The organism is Rhodococcus sp. ARP2 (assembly GCF_001029585.1).
Taxonomy (GTDB): domain Bacteria; phylum Actinomycetota; class Actinomycetes; order Mycobacteriales; family Mycobacteriaceae; genus Rhodococcus_F; species Rhodococcus_F erythropolis.
Genome location: NZ_LEKE01000038.1, coordinates 19,790 through 34,335, shown reverse-complemented (window position 1 = coordinate 34,335; position 14,546 = coordinate 19,790). Strand labels below are relative to the sequence as shown.

The 14,546-nt window shown below is 60.8% G+C and carries 13 protein-coding genes; 8 read left to right on the top strand and 5 right to left on the bottom strand.

The annotated features are described in order from the left end of the window. A partial coding sequence (locus ABX74_RS08865; RefSeq protein WP_047888672.1) for a LysR family transcriptional regulator occupies positions 1–542 on the bottom strand: 542 nt, incomplete at its 3' end. Positions 543–662: 120 nt separating this feature from the next. Between ABX74_RS08865 and ABX74_RS08860 the strand changes: the two genes are divergently transcribed. Together ABX74_RS08860 and ABX74_RS08855 are read left to right on the top strand one after the other, a co-directional pair. After that, positions 663–1,889 carry an MFS transporter gene (locus ABX74_RS08860; RefSeq protein ID WP_047888671.1) on the top strand — a complete coding sequence of 409 codons (1,227 nt, stop codon included), beginning with the start codon at positions 663–665 and terminating at the stop codon, positions 1,887–1,889. A gap of 38 nt (positions 1,890–1,927) precedes the next feature. Next, positions 1,928–3,364 (top strand): amidase, encoded by a 1,437-nt coding sequence (locus ABX74_RS08855; RefSeq protein ID WP_047888670.1) that lies wholly within the window; start codon positions 1,928–1,930, stop codon positions 3,362–3,364. Between the two features lie 26 nt (positions 3,365–3,390). Here the strand turns inward: ABX74_RS08855 and ABX74_RS30895 are convergent, their stop codons facing one another. The 3 genes from ABX74_RS30895 to ABX74_RS08845 all read right to left on the bottom strand — a co-directional run bounded on the left by ABX74_RS30895 (position 3,391) and on the right by ABX74_RS08845 (position 5,542). Further along, positions 3,391–3,708, bottom strand: coding sequence for a DUF202 domain-containing protein (locus ABX74_RS30895; protein ID WP_078377326.1), 318 nt, complete (start codon positions 3,706–3,708; stop codon positions 3,391–3,393). After that, the gene (locus ABX74_RS08850; RefSeq protein WP_223257865.1) at positions 3,705–4,043 is read right to left on the bottom strand and encodes a YidH family protein; all 339 of its coding nucleotides are present in this window, start codon (positions 4,041–4,043) and stop codon (positions 3,705–3,707) included. The genes ABX74_RS30895 and ABX74_RS08850 overlap by 4 nt, the downstream gene beginning before the upstream one ends. 86 nt (positions 4,044–4,129) lie before the next feature. Beyond that, complete coding sequence (locus ABX74_RS08845) at positions 4,130–5,542, bottom strand: pyridoxal phosphate-dependent decarboxylase family protein (protein ID WP_053062002.1); 1,413 nt, start codon at positions 5,540–5,542, stop codon at positions 4,130–4,132. A gap of 195 nt (positions 5,543–5,737) precedes the next feature. On the opposite strand from ABX74_RS08845, the gene ABX74_RS08840 reads away from it, so the two are divergent. Next, positions 5,738–6,370 carry a TetR/AcrR family transcriptional regulator gene (locus ABX74_RS08840; protein ID WP_019746004.1) on the top strand — a complete coding sequence of 211 codons (633 nt, stop codon included), beginning with the start codon at positions 5,738–5,740 and terminating at the stop codon, positions 6,368–6,370. Positions 6,371–6,408: 38 nt separating this feature from the next. Here the strand turns inward: ABX74_RS08840 and ABX74_RS08835 are convergent, their stop codons facing one another. Next, complete coding sequence (locus ABX74_RS08835; protein WP_051119056.1) at positions 6,409–7,482, bottom strand: Lrp/AsnC family transcriptional regulator; 1,074 nt, start codon at positions 7,480–7,482, stop codon at positions 6,409–6,411. Between the two features lie 165 nt (positions 7,483–7,647). Between ABX74_RS08835 and ABX74_RS08830 the strand changes: the two genes are divergently transcribed. From ABX74_RS08830 to ABX74_RS08810, 5 genes are read left to right on the top strand one after another with little or no spacing between them, the layout of a single operon-like run. Next, the gene (locus ABX74_RS08830; RefSeq protein WP_029256671.1) at positions 7,648–8,865 is read left to right on the top strand and encodes a M20 family metallopeptidase; all 1,218 of its coding nucleotides are present in this window, start codon (positions 7,648–7,650) and stop codon (positions 8,863–8,865) included. Beyond that, positions 8,862–10,214: an MFS transporter gene (locus ABX74_RS08825; RefSeq protein ID WP_019746001.1), complete on the top strand. Its 1,353-nt coding sequence runs from the start codon at positions 8,862–8,864 to the stop codon at positions 10,212–10,214. The genes ABX74_RS08830 and ABX74_RS08825 overlap by 4 nt, the downstream gene beginning before the upstream one ends. Positions 10,215–10,260: 46 nt before the next feature. Next, positions 10,261–11,508: a CaiB/BaiF CoA transferase family protein gene (locus ABX74_RS08820; protein ID WP_082148475.1), complete on the top strand. Its 1,248-nt coding sequence runs from the start codon at positions 10,261–10,263 to the stop codon at positions 11,506–11,508. Beyond that, on the top strand, positions 11,465–12,973 hold the full coding sequence (locus ABX74_RS08815) for a carboxyl transferase domain-containing protein (protein ID WP_047888668.1): 1,509 nt from the start codon (positions 11,465–11,467) through the stop codon (positions 12,971–12,973). Before ABX74_RS08820 ends, ABX74_RS08815 begins: the two co-directional genes overlap by 44 nt. Positions 12,974–13,031: 58 nt before the next feature. Then, positions 13,032–14,531, top strand: a complete 1,500-nt coding sequence (locus ABX74_RS08810; RefSeq protein ID WP_317617256.1) for an amidase — start codon at positions 13,032–13,034, stop codon at positions 14,529–14,531. Positions 14,532–14,546 lie beyond the last annotated feature (15 nt).

The window sequence follows — 14,546 nt, the reverse complement described above, 5'->3', positions numbered from 1 at the left end:
AGTTCACTGAACGGGTGATGGACTGAGACGGCCAGGGTCTGGGGCTGTCGAGAAAAGACGAGCCCGGTCGTCAGCTCGGGCTCATCTACGGGGAGAAGTGCCACTGCCGCATCGATTCGCCCGGCGAGTACATCACTGAACGGATCACCCAGGGGTAATTCTTTGATGGTCACGCAAGTTTGCGGATGTTGTATCTCGAAACGAGAGACAGCAGCCGCGATCGAATCGTAAATTGCTCCTTGGAAACCCACCCGAAGCGGCGTCGGCATGTTGCGTGCTCTTGACTGAGCGTCCTCGATTACTCCGACAAGCGCACGATGCGCGGGAGCCAACGACGCAAGAAACTCGGCACCGAATTCAGTCAGGTGTACGCGGCGACTGGTGCGCGCCACCAGGCTGGTGCCGATACGACGCTCCAACCCGCTGATCAGCTGACTGACTCGGCCCTGGGAGATGAACAGTCGTTCGCCGGTGCGACCGAAGTGCAGTTCTTCAGCGAGAACGAGGAAACACTCGATCTCACGCATCGGAGGCTCCGACATTTTCACTCCGACCCTCGACTCATTCGACCACTCCCATCATGGCTCATCGATGAATTGAGCTAATGGTTGGATGAGCGATTCGCCGTTGATCCTTGGGCGTGCGGGAGCTTCTCTGGTTACATGCCACATTCCGCGCCCGGGCAAAACAGCCCCGCGCCCACGTCCTCAACCCACGCACACACCATCGAGAACCACTGGGCTGCGGTCGCCCTGATCGCAGCGTCCACCTTCATCGTTGTCGCGGCAGAGATGATGCCGGTCGGGCTACTCACCCCGATCGGTGCTGACCTGGTGGAAAGCGAAGGGACCATCGGGCTCTCACTGGCCATTACCGGATTGGTGGCAGCGGCCACTGCCCCGTTCGTGCCCATCGTGACCCGGCGCTTCGATCGTCGGTCGACGCTTATCGTCCTGATGTTTGTAGTCGCAGCGGCGAACGCCCTCACGGCTCTCGCACCAAGCTTCGCTGTCCTCGCTGGTGCTCGCGTCCTACTCGGTGTGAGCATGGGCGGAGTCTGGGCACTCGCCGCTAGCCTGGCACCCAAATTGGTGGGTTCCAGATCCGTCGGGTTGGCGACCACGATCATCTTCAGCGGAATCGCGGTTGCCTCAGTTCTCGGTGTCCCTGCGGGGACGTATATCGGAGCAGCGGCCGGGTGGAGCGTGGCATTCTGGACTCTCAGCTGCGCCGCGACGCTGATCGCGCTCGCCATGTTCGCTGTCCTACCCGTGATGCCAGCTGATCAAGCTTTGTCGCTCGGGAGTCTCGCGGTGGCTTTTCGGAACCCGGGAGTCCGGGTCGGAATCGCGATTACCGCGCTCATCGTCACCGCTCATTTCGCGGCGTACACCTATGTGCGTCCGGGGCTGGAGTTCTTCGCAGGATTGCACCCTGCGCAGATCGGCACGATGCTCTTGATCTACGGGGCTCTGGGCGTTGTCGGCAACTTCATAGCCGGGCCATCTGCCACCAAGTCTCCGAAGACTGTGGTGGTCATCCTCAGCGCGGGAGTAGCGATCACCCTTGCCCTGTTCCCGATCTCGGCTACCACCTTGATCACAGCTGCTCTGCTCATGGCGGCCTGGGGCCTCTTCTACGGTGGTGTATCGGTGAGTACTCAAACATGGATCGCACAAGCAGCTCCCGTTCACCGAGAGGCCGCTGCGGCTCTGTGGGTTGCAGTCTTCAATGCAAGCATCGCCCTCGGCGCGTTCGCGGGTGGACGCATTCATGACCACTCCGGTTCCGAAACGGTCTTCTGGATAGCCGCGGGAATCGCCACTCTCGCAATGCTGCTCGCCACATTCCGCAATCCCGTCGCGGCAAAGCACGAACTGACAACCTAGCCGCCTACACAAACCTTCATAGAGGCAGGACCACAGATATGCGCCAGACACCCGTTTCAACCTTCATGGATGTGACCGAGATGCTCGAACGCTACCGGGACAAATCGCTGTCGCCGGTGGAGGTGCTCGAGTCCACCATCGAACGTATCGAGGCGCTCAACCCGACCTTGAATGCAGTGGGACACACTTTCTTCGATACTGCACGGGCACAGGCGAAGTCAGCGGAACGCCACTACGCCCGCGGCTCGGATGCCAGCCTCCCGCTCGCCGGTGTTCCCGTCGTGGTGAAAGAGGATGAACCGGTACAAGGCCAACCGTGGACTCAAGGGTCCAAGGTCTATGAGGACTTGATCGCCACCCACACTTCGACTTTCGTGCAGCGGATCGTCGACGCCGGTGCCATCGTCCACGCGCGATCGACGGCGCCCGAATTCTCCTCGGCCGCGTTCACACAGTCCGAGTTGTGGGGCGTCACTCGCAATCCGTGGAACACGAAATACTCCTCCGGCGGGTCTTCCGGTGGATCGGCAGTCGCACTTGCCACCGGTATGACGCACTTGGCTACCGGTTCCGATGTTGCAGGATCGATCCGAACTCCGTCGTCTCTCAACGGAATTGTCGGGTTCAAGCCACCGCACGGCCGTGTCCCCGTCGATCCGCCATTCAATCTCGATCGCTACTGCCACTGCGGTCCGATGGCTCGCACCGTAAGTGATTGCCTCACACTGCAGTCGGTCATCGCGGGACCGACCTCCACTGACATTGCCTCGCATGTACCGGCATCGCCGCTGTCCGGCCTCGCAACGCATTCGTTGACAGGAATGCGTATCGCCGTGATCCCCGCGTTGGGCGACTGGCCGGTTGATCCGGACGTTGCCGCCAACACCGCCAAGTTGGTGGACACCCTTACTGCGCTGGGCGCACGCGCGGAGATCATCGAAGTCGACCTGTCACGCGCTGCAATCATGCGTGCGGCCGCCATTCACTACGATCACGTGTTCGGTGCATCGATCTCCGCCGAAGCGTCCGCGCACCCCGACAAGGTCACGGAGTACGCGAAGGAATTCGCCCGATGGGCACGCCGCACCCGTGGTGATGCGACTTTCCTCGACGGACTCGCGATCGAAGCCGAACTGTATTCATCGGTCGGATCCCTGTTCGACACCTATGACGCGTTGATCACTCCGGCAGTGGTGACCGATGGCTTTCTTGCCGGCGACGACTACGTCGAACACGGAATCAATGTGGCTGGAACAGAATTGGGATTCTATCTCGAGGCCGTACCGGCCATCACCTTCAACATCCTGAGCAGCTGCCCGGTGCTGACAATCCCCACCGGTTTCGCTCGGAACGGAATCCCCACCGGTACACAGATAGTCACGCGGCCGTACGACGACCACACGGCCTTTGCGATAGGGCTCGCCCTCGAGAAGGTCCTGCCGTATCCGAATGAGCATCCGAACCCTCGGACGTAGACGGACCTCCGACGGCAGCGGTCCGTCTACGTGCCGACAATGCGTATTGCCGCTGTGCCGACCGCCGTAGCTGCGGTTGCGCAAGAAACCGCGAATGCCGTTGATCGAGAAAGTCTTACGCATCCACTCCGCAATGTTCGGTCCCGTATGAATGCAGCGCACGCCGTCCCGAGCAAGGTGAAGGTGGCCAGGAGAGGGACGATCGCAGATGCCTCCCATCCTTCCTTCGCGGCCTGGTGGATGAACAGAGCGGCGATGGATGTAGATGCCAAAGCAGTTCGCCGCCAGGACAATGCCGTGCGCTCCAGTTGAAGTCCGGGATCGCGAGCTGTGACGCCGTTCATGGCAGAGCCACCGACAGCATCGCGATAACAGCGATCATCCCACTGGCGCAAGCGATTGCTGGCATCAGCGCGGACTTCGGCAGCGGCTTGTCTTGCCGCATCGCGCGTTGCACACGGCGCCAATGGGTATAGGCGCCGGTCGCGAGCACTGTCGCCATCGACAGACATGCAATCGAGATTGCGGTCCTGGCCGGTGACGGTGCAATCAGTTGATCGATCGCCACGCCACCTGCCAGAAGGCCGAATGCAGTCCTGATCCAGGCAAGAAAAGTTCGCTCGTTCGCCAGAGTGAATCGATAGTCAGGCTCGTTCTCATCGGCTCTGTCCGGATCCACCAACGATCTCCTTCGAGTGAACAGGAGGTCTTTGAAGTCGCGGTATGACCGAGTTGTTGTCTCGTCGATCGAAACTGATCGCCGGCTCACGTGAGTGCATCGAAGTACGCGAGCATCGCCATCTCTCTCAGCGGCATCGGCAAGGCGTCGAGCACGAGGTGAGTCTTCGTCGACGGCTTCCCGTCCTCGAAGCTCTCCATCACGATGGGCACGATGTCGGCGAAGGTCGTGTCCGCCGGAAGGGCGTGAATCTCGGCGAGGCGCTCCGCCGGAATCAAGGGATCACGAAGGCGCGCTGCGTCCAAGGCCTCTCGCATGGCCTCGATGAACTCGGCCATGTAACTACCGTGCTGTTTCGCGATCGTGAAATGGATGCTCGGAGGAACGCCGGGCTGCGTCAACTGCGGCTGCATGGTCCAGTTCCGCTTCGCGAGTTCGTCGATCCAGAGGAAGAAGTCGACGCCCTCGTCCGCGTCTGGATCGGTGGTGATTGCAGCGAGTGTGGATTCGGGCTTCCCCATGATTCGCAGCCCGGGTATCGCGGCGACCCCCGCTTCCAGTTCCCGGCGAATCCGCAGACCCTCCTCGACGAGATGCATGTAGCCGTCGTCACCGATGTGTTTGACGATCGACCATGCTGCGGCGAGCAACCCGCCTGGTTTCGAACTCATCACCGTGGAGTTGACGATCGGGTAGCCAGTCCAATTCGCGTGTGCGAAGAACTGCGGAAGACGCAGTTCGCGAGTGCGATACAGAACGAGCGAGCATCCCTTGTTCGTGTACCCGTACTTCTGCAGGTCGACGGTGATCGAGCTGACGCCGGGAACTCTGAAGTCCCACAGCGGAATTTCGCATCCTTGCCGTTCAGCGAACGGAAGAACCCAACCGCCGATGCAGGCATCGACGTTCAGGCGAATCCCCTGTTCCAGGCAGAACTCACCGATCTCTTCGATCGGATCGATCACGCCCTGGCCGTACTGGGGGGCCGACAGAACCACGAAGATCGTGTTCTCGTCGACGGCCGCTTTGATTGCAGCGACGTCAGCCTTGTACGTCTCCGGATCCACCGTCGTGGTTCGAGCTTCGACGCCGAGGTAGTGCGCTGCCTTCCACCATGCCGCATGGGCCGAGATCGGAAGCACCATGTTCGGCCGCGTGATGTGCTTCGCCCCGTCTCGGGCAGCCTTCGTGGCCATCATGATGCTTTCGCTGCCACCCATGGTCCAGCTGCCGGTGGCGTCGTTGGGTGCGTGCAGCATGTCGTTCGCGGCGCGGACCAACTCCTTCTCCAACGCATAAACACTCGGAAACGTCGACGAGTAAAGGGGATTCACATGGATGTACATTCCGAAGGCGTCCGTTGCGACCTTCTCGACGGTGTCGAGACCAGTGTTGTACATGTTGACCATGCCCGGGCGATCTGCGTACGGATCATCCATTCGATGCCGTTCGGCTAGCTCCGCCAGTACCTGGTCGATCGGCACACCGTTTTCCAACACGTCTTGACTCCTCTTGTGTGTCAACTTGATTGGGTCGTCGGCGATGTCAGGCCGAACTGATCGAAGTGGATCGTCAGCGCACCGGCGAACAATCGAACCGATACGTGAGAACCTTTCACATATGGTGAACGTGACACTCTGTCATGTCAAGCGGTGAAGGCCGTATATTCTCGTATCCATGACGGAGACTGCACGATGACGCCCGACGCCGTTCCCTCCCGTCGCCTCCCGGAACAGCAGCGCAGCAAGGCGCGCGTCGAGGCCATCTTGGACTGTGCGGCAGAGCTCATCGCGCGCGACGGAATCGATGCCATGACCATGAGCGAACTGGCATCGGCAGCAGACCTTCGGCTCCCGTCGATTTACCGGTACTTTCCGGGAAAGACCGCCATCGTGCAGACGCTGCTCGAGCGATACGAAACTCTGGTGCGTGCCAGGCTCATCGAATCGATTGCTCCCGCCGGGACGGTGCAAGACGCTCGCGAAGTCATCAGTTCCGTGGTCCGCGGTTACTGGCAGATCTTCCGCGACGACACCACGTACGCGGCGGTGTGGTCAGCCGCCGTCGCAAACCCCGATCTCGCTCGGATCGATGTGGAGAACACGCGTCAGACAAGTGCTCTCATCGCTGACGTGATCCGGGGTGTCGTGCCGGAGTCCATGCAGTATGACGTCGATCAGCTTGTCTTCACCTGCAATCACATCGCCGGTTCGACCGTCCGGTTCGCGACCCTCCTCGATCCCGACGAAGCTGAACGCATCGTCGACATGCTGGTCGATCACATACTGCCGACTGCGCTCGGTTTGTCCGGCACCGCAAAGAGCTGATCGTCCTGCTTTCCAAGGGCTTTCGAAGAGCGCAACATTCAGCTCGAGCTGGAAGGTTCCACACTGCGACGGGCCGGTTCACCGGGGCTGATCGGTACCGCTCCCACGCGGTACCCTCGCTCGTCGAGTAGATGACCGTTGAGCTTCATCGTCCACAGCGAGATCGCGCGATCTGCGATCGAGAGCCCGGGTAGTGCTTCGCACAACCGACCTTCGAGCCGTTGCGCGTCGTCCACGGACCGTGCCCACGCGACAATCAGCAAGTTGTCGCGACCAGTGACCCCCGTGCACCGGCGGACCTCGGGCATAGCCGAGATCGTCAGTGCAGCATGGCCGATCTGAGACGGTGAAACCTGGGCCCAGAGGATGACGGTCACTTGGCTTCCGGAGAGGGGGCGGGCCACTTCGCAGCGGGGTCGTGCCATTCCAGCGGCAAAGAGGCGCCGCGCGCGTCGTCGAATCGTGTCGATGCTGGCGCCACATTCCTCGGCCAACTCTGTGTACGACGCGCGTCCGTCCACCGACAGTGCAACCATGATGCGTCGGTCCATGTCTGTCGGCCGAAATGCGCCGTGGTGATCGACCGTGATGCGCGTCGCGGCCAGAGCATCTGCCTGACTCGAACTCAGCGCACGCAACCTCCACCGACTACCGCCGGTGTAGATCGTCCCGGCGAGCTGGATGCGGCTCGATACGACGCCGGCAATGGCACCCAACTCCTCGGTGACCCACTGCGACAGGACGCTCAAATCCGTCACCATCACCGTGACCAGCAGATCTCGTGCGCCCGTCACGTGTTCGATGCCGGTCACCATCCGCTGCTCACTGAGCGCGTGCGCCACGGCTTGCACGCTGCCGTTGACACAGTCGATTTCCACGAAGGCAAGGTTTCCCAGACCGGAGGCGGCCAGGATCGGGCCAGGATTACACCCTATCCACGCTGCACCGCGGTCGACCAGACGGATCCATCGACGCGACAGCGTCACCGGGTCTAGCTCGAGAGCCTTCCCGATCTGCGCCCAACTTGCCCTCGGGTTGATCTGCAAAGCGTGAACCATTGCCTGGTCCGCCGCGTCGAGCATGTCGAATTCCTTCATTGATTCATCACTCATGCGAAATTCCTGCGAATTCTCGATCATTCCTAAGGGAAGCTTCATCATAGCTATCTAGATCGTTACCTACGACACACCGTGCCGGGCTGCAAGAACTGCAGATCGCACCTGCGTCTGTCTCCGGAACTTCGCGAGTCTTCCCCTGCCAATGAAAGGCCAAATTCTGTGAACCTGAAAGATGACGCAGACGAGATGCAGGGCGACCTCGTCGCGCTGCGGCACAAGTTACACCGTGAGCCGGAGATCGGTCTCGAGCTGCCACGAACCCAGGAGCGGGTGCTCGAAGCGCTGCAGGGTCTCCCACTCGAGATCTCCACCGGAACTTCGAGTACCTCGGTTACAGCCGTTCTGCGAGGTGCAGCAAGGGATTCAGGCGATACGACGACGGTGCTGCTGCGAGCCGACATGGACGCGCTTCCGGTCGACGAGCGCACCGGGGTGGATTTCGCCTCCACGAACGGAGCCATGCACGCGTGTGGACACGACTTGCACACAACCGCATTGGTCGGCGCGGCAAGGCTGCTCTCACATCACCGCGATCACTTGGCCGGTGACGTCGTGTTCATGTTCCAACCCGGTGAAGAGGGCTGGGGTGGGGCCAAGAACATGATCGACGAGGGCGTGTTGGATGCATCAGGGAGCCGTGCCGACTACGCGTACGGACTGCACGTCATGGCCAACGGGATCCCGGCCGGACTCTTCGTGAGTAGGCCGGGGCCGATCATGTCGGCGTCGCACACGCTCGACGTGACGGTGCGAGGCGCGGGCGGTCACGGTTCGTCGCCGCACCGCGCGAAGGACCCGATCACGGCTGCGGCGCAGATGATCACATCGCTGCAGGTCATCGTGACAAGGGATTTCGACGCATTCGATCCGGTTGTCATCACCGTGGGTGTCGTGGATGCGGGCACGGCAAACAACGTGATCCCCGATTCCGCACATTTCGGTGCCACCGTCCGTCACTGGTCGGCTGAGAACGAGGAACAACTCGGCGCAGTGATTCGCCGTGGACTGGAGGGCATTGCCGCCGCGCACGGCGTAGAGGTGGACATCGACTTCCGTGCCCAGTTCCCCTTGACCGTCAACAATGCGGAGGAAGTTGCGTTCAGTGAGGGCGTGATCCGCGAATTGCTCGGCGAGGAGCATTACCTGGAATCACCAAGGCCGACAAGTAGTTCTGAAGACTTCTCCTATGTCTTGGACCGAGTTCCGGGAGCGTTCATCGGGCTCGGAGCTGCAATGCCGGGCTGCGATCCGGTCGCTGCTCCGACAAACCATTCGCCGCGTGCACAGTTCTTCGAGGGTGTGCTCGGGGATGCGGCCGCGGTCTATTCGGCACTGGCCGTCGAAAAGTTGGCCGTCACCGCTGGAGGCACACGATGAGCGATCACCACAAAGAAACCACACCGCCCTCGTCGAGGAAGAAGAACCTCAAGGTTCTGTTCGGAATCGGCACCGGCAACGCGATGGAGTGGTTCGACTGGAACATCTACGCGCTTTTCGCGGTGTTCTTCGCGCCACAGTTCTTTTCCAGCGGAAGCCCGATGTCTGATCTGCTGAAGACTTTTGGAGTCTTCGCTGTCGGGTTCGTCGCTCGTCCTTTCGGTGGAGTGCTCTTCGGATTGATCGCGGATCGCCGTGGCCGACAGTTTTCGATGACGGTGGCAGTCGGGCTCGCCGCAGTGGGGAGTCTGATCATCGGACTGACCCCAACGCACGAGACGATCGGGGCCTGGGCTGCCGTCGTGTTGGTGACGTGTCGAATGATCCAGGGTCTTGCTCATGGCGGAGAGTTGCCTTCGGCCAATACGTATATCTCGGAGATGGCGCCGCGAGAGAAGCGTGGCTTGTGGGCCAGCTTGATCTACTTCTCCGGAACCATCGGCATCATCTGCGGCGCAGTTCTGGCGGCGGTCCTCTCGGGAATCCTCACCGACGCCCAAATGAGCAGTTACGGTTGGCGAATTCCGTTTGTGCTCGGCGGTGTGTTCGGACTGTTCGCGCTGTACTTGCGATCACGGTTGCAGGAAACAGAGATCTTCGAATCATCTGCCAAATCACAGAAGTCGGAATCGCAGCAGTCCAAGCCCTCGCTGTGGTCGCAGATCCGTGAACACCGTCGACTGCTGGTGCGAGTCGCCGCCATGACGGTTGGATCGACGGTCAACTATTACGTGTGGGCCGTGGCAACTCCGGCGTATGCCATCAGTGTCCACGGCGTGGATCCTTCGGGAGCAATGTGGGCGGGAGCCGCCGCCAATGTGGTGTTCATCATCATGCTGCCTGTTTGGGGAACCGTCTCGGACCGAATCGGCCGGCGCCCGGTTTTGATCTTCTCGGGAATCATGATGATCACCTTGCTGTTTCCGCTCACCTCCATCATTCGGGGGCAGGCGTGGCAGTTGTTCGTGGCAATGGCAATTGCACTGGTCTTCATGGCCGGCACAGTGTCCATCGGTCCTGCTGTGTTCTCCGAGATGTTCCCGACTCGCATGCGCGCGGTGGGAATCGGATTGCCGACTTCCCTTGCCGTCGCAATTTTCGGTGGCACGACGCCGTATCTCCAGGCCTTCTTCGCCGACAAGGGAATTCCCGGCGTCTTCAACTGGTACGCCATTGTTCTGATGGCGATCTCGGTCGCCACCGTGATCTTCTTCCTGCCCGAGTCGAAAGGAAAGGACCTCACTGCTGCTGGAGAAGTTTCCGAATCCCTCTCTCCTTCCAGTGTTTAGCTCACAGATACGGAGCAGATCTCCCATCGCCCGAGAGGATTTGGCAGTGCCGGCAGAAGCAGCAGTGACACCGAATTATCAAGGACCGCTGGCAGGTACAGTCGTCGTGGATCTGAGCAGGGCACTGGCCGGTCCGCATGCGGCCATGATGCTCGGGGATCTTGGAGCGCGCGTCGTCAAGGTCGAAACACCTGACGGTGGAGACGACACGCGTGGGTGGGGTCCACCTTTTGTCGACCCCGCCCGTGGCGAACGTGAATCGACGTACTTCCTGTCGGCAAACCGAAACAAGGAATCAATCGCCTTGGATCTGAAGTCCGAGAACGGTTGTCGAACTCTCACAGCCCTGATCGCACGTGCCGACGTTCTGATCGAGAATTTTCGCACCGGCGTGATGGACCGTCTGGGATTCCCGATGGAAAGGTTAGCGGAGATCAACCCCGGACTGGTCGTGCTGTCGATCAGCGGATTCGGCCATGACGGTCCTGAAGGTGGTCGCGCCGGGTACGACCAGATCGCCCAAGGTGAAGCCGGATTGATGTCTCTGACCGGTTCGTCACCCGATGACCCACAACGTGTCGGCGTTCCTATCGCCGATCTCCTTGCGGGAGTGCACGGAGCGTTCGGAATTCTTGCAGCACTTCGAGAGAGGGAGGTGACGGGCAGGGGACAAGTTGTCCGAACCTCCCTGCTGGCGAGTGTTGTCGGGGTGCATGCTTTTCAGGGGACGAGATGGACCGTCGCAGGGGAGATCGGCGAGGCTCAGGGCAATCATCATCCGTCGATCTGTCCGTACGGACTATTTCCGACGGCAGACGGTGCTGTACAGATCGCAGTCGGCAGTGAAGGTCTGTGGAAACGTTTCTGCGACGGATTCTGGATCGACCCGGATACACACGGTATGGCAACCAACCCGGAACGGGTCGAGAACCGTAAGAAGGTCAACGAATTGGTCGAAATGGTCTTCGGGGCCTACGGGACCGAAGAACTGTTGACGAAGCTGGAGGCCATCGGCGTTCCGGCAGGAAAAGTCCGAAACCTGCGTGAGGTCTACGAGTGGGAACAGACCCGCTCGCAGGGGCTCCTCGTCGACGTCGATCATCGAACGCTCGGGAGGCTGACCATCCCGGGGCCACCGTTGCGGTTCTTCGATCCTGGCGGAGGTGAGGTCACCCGAACCGCACATCGACCGCCTCCTGTGCTCGGTGCGGATGGCGAAAAAATCATGAAATGGCTAGGAGAGCAAGGCAATGAATCGTCTGACGGCACACGAGTTGATCGATCTCACGTTTGATCCTGACTCGTGGGAGTCGTGGGATTCGAGTGTCCGTCAGAGCATGGCGCGTGGTGCGTACACGGACGAACTGGCCGCGGCGCGCGAGCGGACCGGACTGGACGAGTCCGTGATGACCGGGTCCGCAACGGTACGGGGACGCCGGGTCGCGGTACTGATCTGTGAGTTCGGATTTCTGGCGGGGTCGATCGGTGTAGCGGCCGGCGGACGCCTCGTCGATGCCATCGAGCGGGCGACGAGAGAAGCACTACCCCTTGTCGCCCTGCCGGTTTCCGGTGGAACACGGATGCAGGAGGGAACGACGGCGTTCCTTCAGATGGTCAGGATCACCGCCGCTGTCACCGCGCACAAGGAAGCCCACCTTCCCTACTTGGTGTATCTCCGAAATCCCACCACAGGTGGAGTTTTCGCTTCCTGGGGCTCGCTCGGTCACGTGACGATCGCGGAGCCCGGGGCGCTCATCGGGTTCCTCGGTCCCAGGGTGTACAAAACTTTGTACGGCGTCGCGTTTCCACCTGGGGTCCAGACGGCCGAGAACCTCCACGCGCACGGGCTGGTGGATGCAGTGTGCTCTCCTGACAAGCTCGCGGAGACACTGGACGTGCTACTGCGGGTTTTGACCTCGCGCCCGACACTTGACGAGCGCGGACTGGCGCTTCCGAATGTCAGTGACCCCGCGACACCCGCCTGGGAAACGGTCCTTGCGTCCCGCCGTTCCGGACGGCCGGGCGTCCGCGAGCTACTTGGCCGTTCAGCTTCAGACATGGTGCTCCTGAATGGAACCGGGCAAAGCCAACAGAGCCCCGCTCTGATTCTTGCGTTGGTCCGCTTCGGGGACATCTCGTGCGTTCTGCTCGGGCAGGATCGCCGTGCCCAGACCGGACAACAGTCGTTCGGCCCGGCATCACTGCGTCAGGCGCGCCGGGGAATCAACCTTGCTCGAGAGCTTGACCTGCCGCTCGTGACAGTCATCGACACACCCGGCGCGAATCTGTCGAGAGAAGCTGAGGAAGGCGGACTTTCGAACCAAATTGCGAAGTGCCTGGCAGAACTCCTGGCGCTGAGGACGCCGACGGTATCGCTGCTCCTCGGCCAGGGGGCGGGTGGAGGCGCACTGGCGCTGTTGCCGGCGGACCGCATTCTCGCCGCTCAGCACAGTTGGTTGTCCCCGCTACCGCCGGAAGGTGCAAGCGCGATCATCTACCGCGACATCGTCCATGCGCCGGAGATGGTCTCGGCGCAGAACATTCGATCAACAGATCTACTGGCAGACGGCATTGTGCATGCGGTGATACCCGAGTATCCCGATGCCGCCGACGAACCTGACCAATTCTGTGAACGCGTCGGCCAGTCATTACGTGCCGCGTTGGTCTCCTCTCTGAGAGAGACGTCCGAACAGCGCCTGAGTGGACGGCTGACGCACTTCAGTCGCATCGGGGAATCCCCTGTGGCGGTACCGATGTAAACCGGCCCGCGCTCCAATTCACCGAACTACTGATCAGCACCGACTCGAGGAGCATCACTTGAAGTCTTCACAGCCCACTTTGCCCGTTGGAAACGAGATCGTTCGACTCGACGCATCCGATTTGTCGGCGGCAATTCATGATCGGCAAGTGTCATGCGAGGAGGTGATGAATGCCTATCTCGACCGGATCGAGTCCGTGAACCCTTCGGTCAACGCGATTGTCAGTCTTCGCCCACGACAGGAATTGGTGCAGGAGGCACAAGAGCACGACAAGCTCCTGGCCGATGGCCAGGATATGGGATGGATGCACGGGTTCCCTCATGCGGTCAAGGACACTGCCGATGTGGCGGGATTCAAGACGACTCGCGGGTTCTTTCGGGGTGAGTTCGACATCCCTGCATCGCAAAGTGATTCGATTCACGTTGCTCGAATACGGGACGCGGGAGCGATCTTCGTCGGCAAGACCAATGTTCCGGAATTCGGTCTGGGCTCACACACCTACAACGAGATCTTCGGTGCAACCGGCAACGCCTACGACCCGAGCCGATCGGCGGGCGGAAGTAGCGGCGGTGCTGCCGTCGCAGTGGCTCTCCACATGGTTCCGGTAGCGGACGGCAGTGATTTCATGGGATCACTTCGAAATCCAGCCGCTTGGAACAACATTCTCGGACTTCGTCCATCCTTCGGCCGCGTACCCGCGAAGGGGCCGGATGTGTTCGTGCAACAGGCGGGGGTTCCCGGACCGATGGCGCGCACCGCTACAGATCTCTCGATGTTGTTGCAAACGATGTCGGGATACGATCCGCGCACTCCGTTGTCCATCGACTCGGACGGAGGCCTGGCGTCGACGTTGGAGCGAGATTTCTCCCGCGCACGGGCAGTGTGGATGGGTGACCTCGGTGGGTATCTCCCCATGGAGTCGGGAGTGCTCGATCTCTGTGAATCATCACTACAGATCTTCGAAGCGCTTGGAATCGAGATGGATTCACAACATGGTCTGCCGAAAGCGGGTGGGTTCAACGGAAATGAGGATCTCTGGCCGCTGTGGCTGACGTTCCGGCACTGGCTCGCCGGCTCTCAGCTGTACCCCCTCTACTACAACGCGGTCACGCGGGCGGCGCTCAAGCCCGAAGCTCGATACGAGGTGGAGGGCCTGGTCGATGGAACGGATGGGCGTCCGCCCATCGGGGCGCTGGACGTTTACGAGGCTTCGGTGAAGCGCACCGCGATGTACAACGCGTTCCTGACTCTCTTCGATACGTACGACTTCATCGTGCTACCGAGTGTTCAGGTGTTTCCGTTCGACATCGAAATGGACTGGCCCACATCGATCGACGGCAGAGCCATGTCGTCGTACCACCGGTGGATGGAGGTTGCAACAATCGCAACGCTTCTCGGCGTGCCGGCCATCAGCCTGCCTGCAGGCTTCAATTCTGAGGGGCTGCCAATGGGTATACAGGTTCTGGCTCGCAGTCATGCCGATCTGGACCTGTTGCAACTCGCGCACGGCTTCGGCAGCGTTGACACTCGCTCTGGTGAAGGGTTGACCAGAATGTAGTTAGGTGCCATATTA

What these genes read in the sequence shown, in the direction of transcription:
- ABX74_RS08860 (WP_047888671.1), top strand. Translation starts at nt 663, where the DNA reads ATGCCACATTCCGCGCCCGGGCAAAACAGCCCCGCGCCCACGTCCTCA.
- ABX74_RS08855 (WP_047888670.1), top strand. Translation starts at nt 1,928, where the DNA reads ATGCGCCAGACACCCGTTTCAACCTTCATGGATGTGACCGAGATGCTC.
- ABX74_RS30895 (WP_078377326.1), bottom strand. Translation starts at nt 3,708, where the DNA reads ATGAACGGCGTCACAGCTCGCGATCCCGGACTTCAACTGGAGCGCACG.
- ABX74_RS08840 (WP_019746004.1), top strand. Translation starts at nt 5,738, where the DNA reads ATGACGCCCGACGCCGTTCCCTCCCGTCGCCTCCCGGAACAGCAGCGC.
- ABX74_RS08835 (WP_051119056.1), bottom strand. Translation starts at nt 7,482, where the DNA reads ATGAGTGATGAATCAATGAAGGAATTCGACATGCTCGACGCGGCGGAC.
- ABX74_RS08825 (WP_019746001.1), top strand. Translation starts at nt 8,862, where the DNA reads ATGAGCGATCACCACAAAGAAACCACACCGCCCTCGTCGAGGAAGAAG.
- ABX74_RS08815 (WP_047888668.1), top strand. Translation starts at nt 11,465, where the DNA reads ATGAATCGTCTGACGGCACACGAGTTGATCGATCTCACGTTTGATCCT.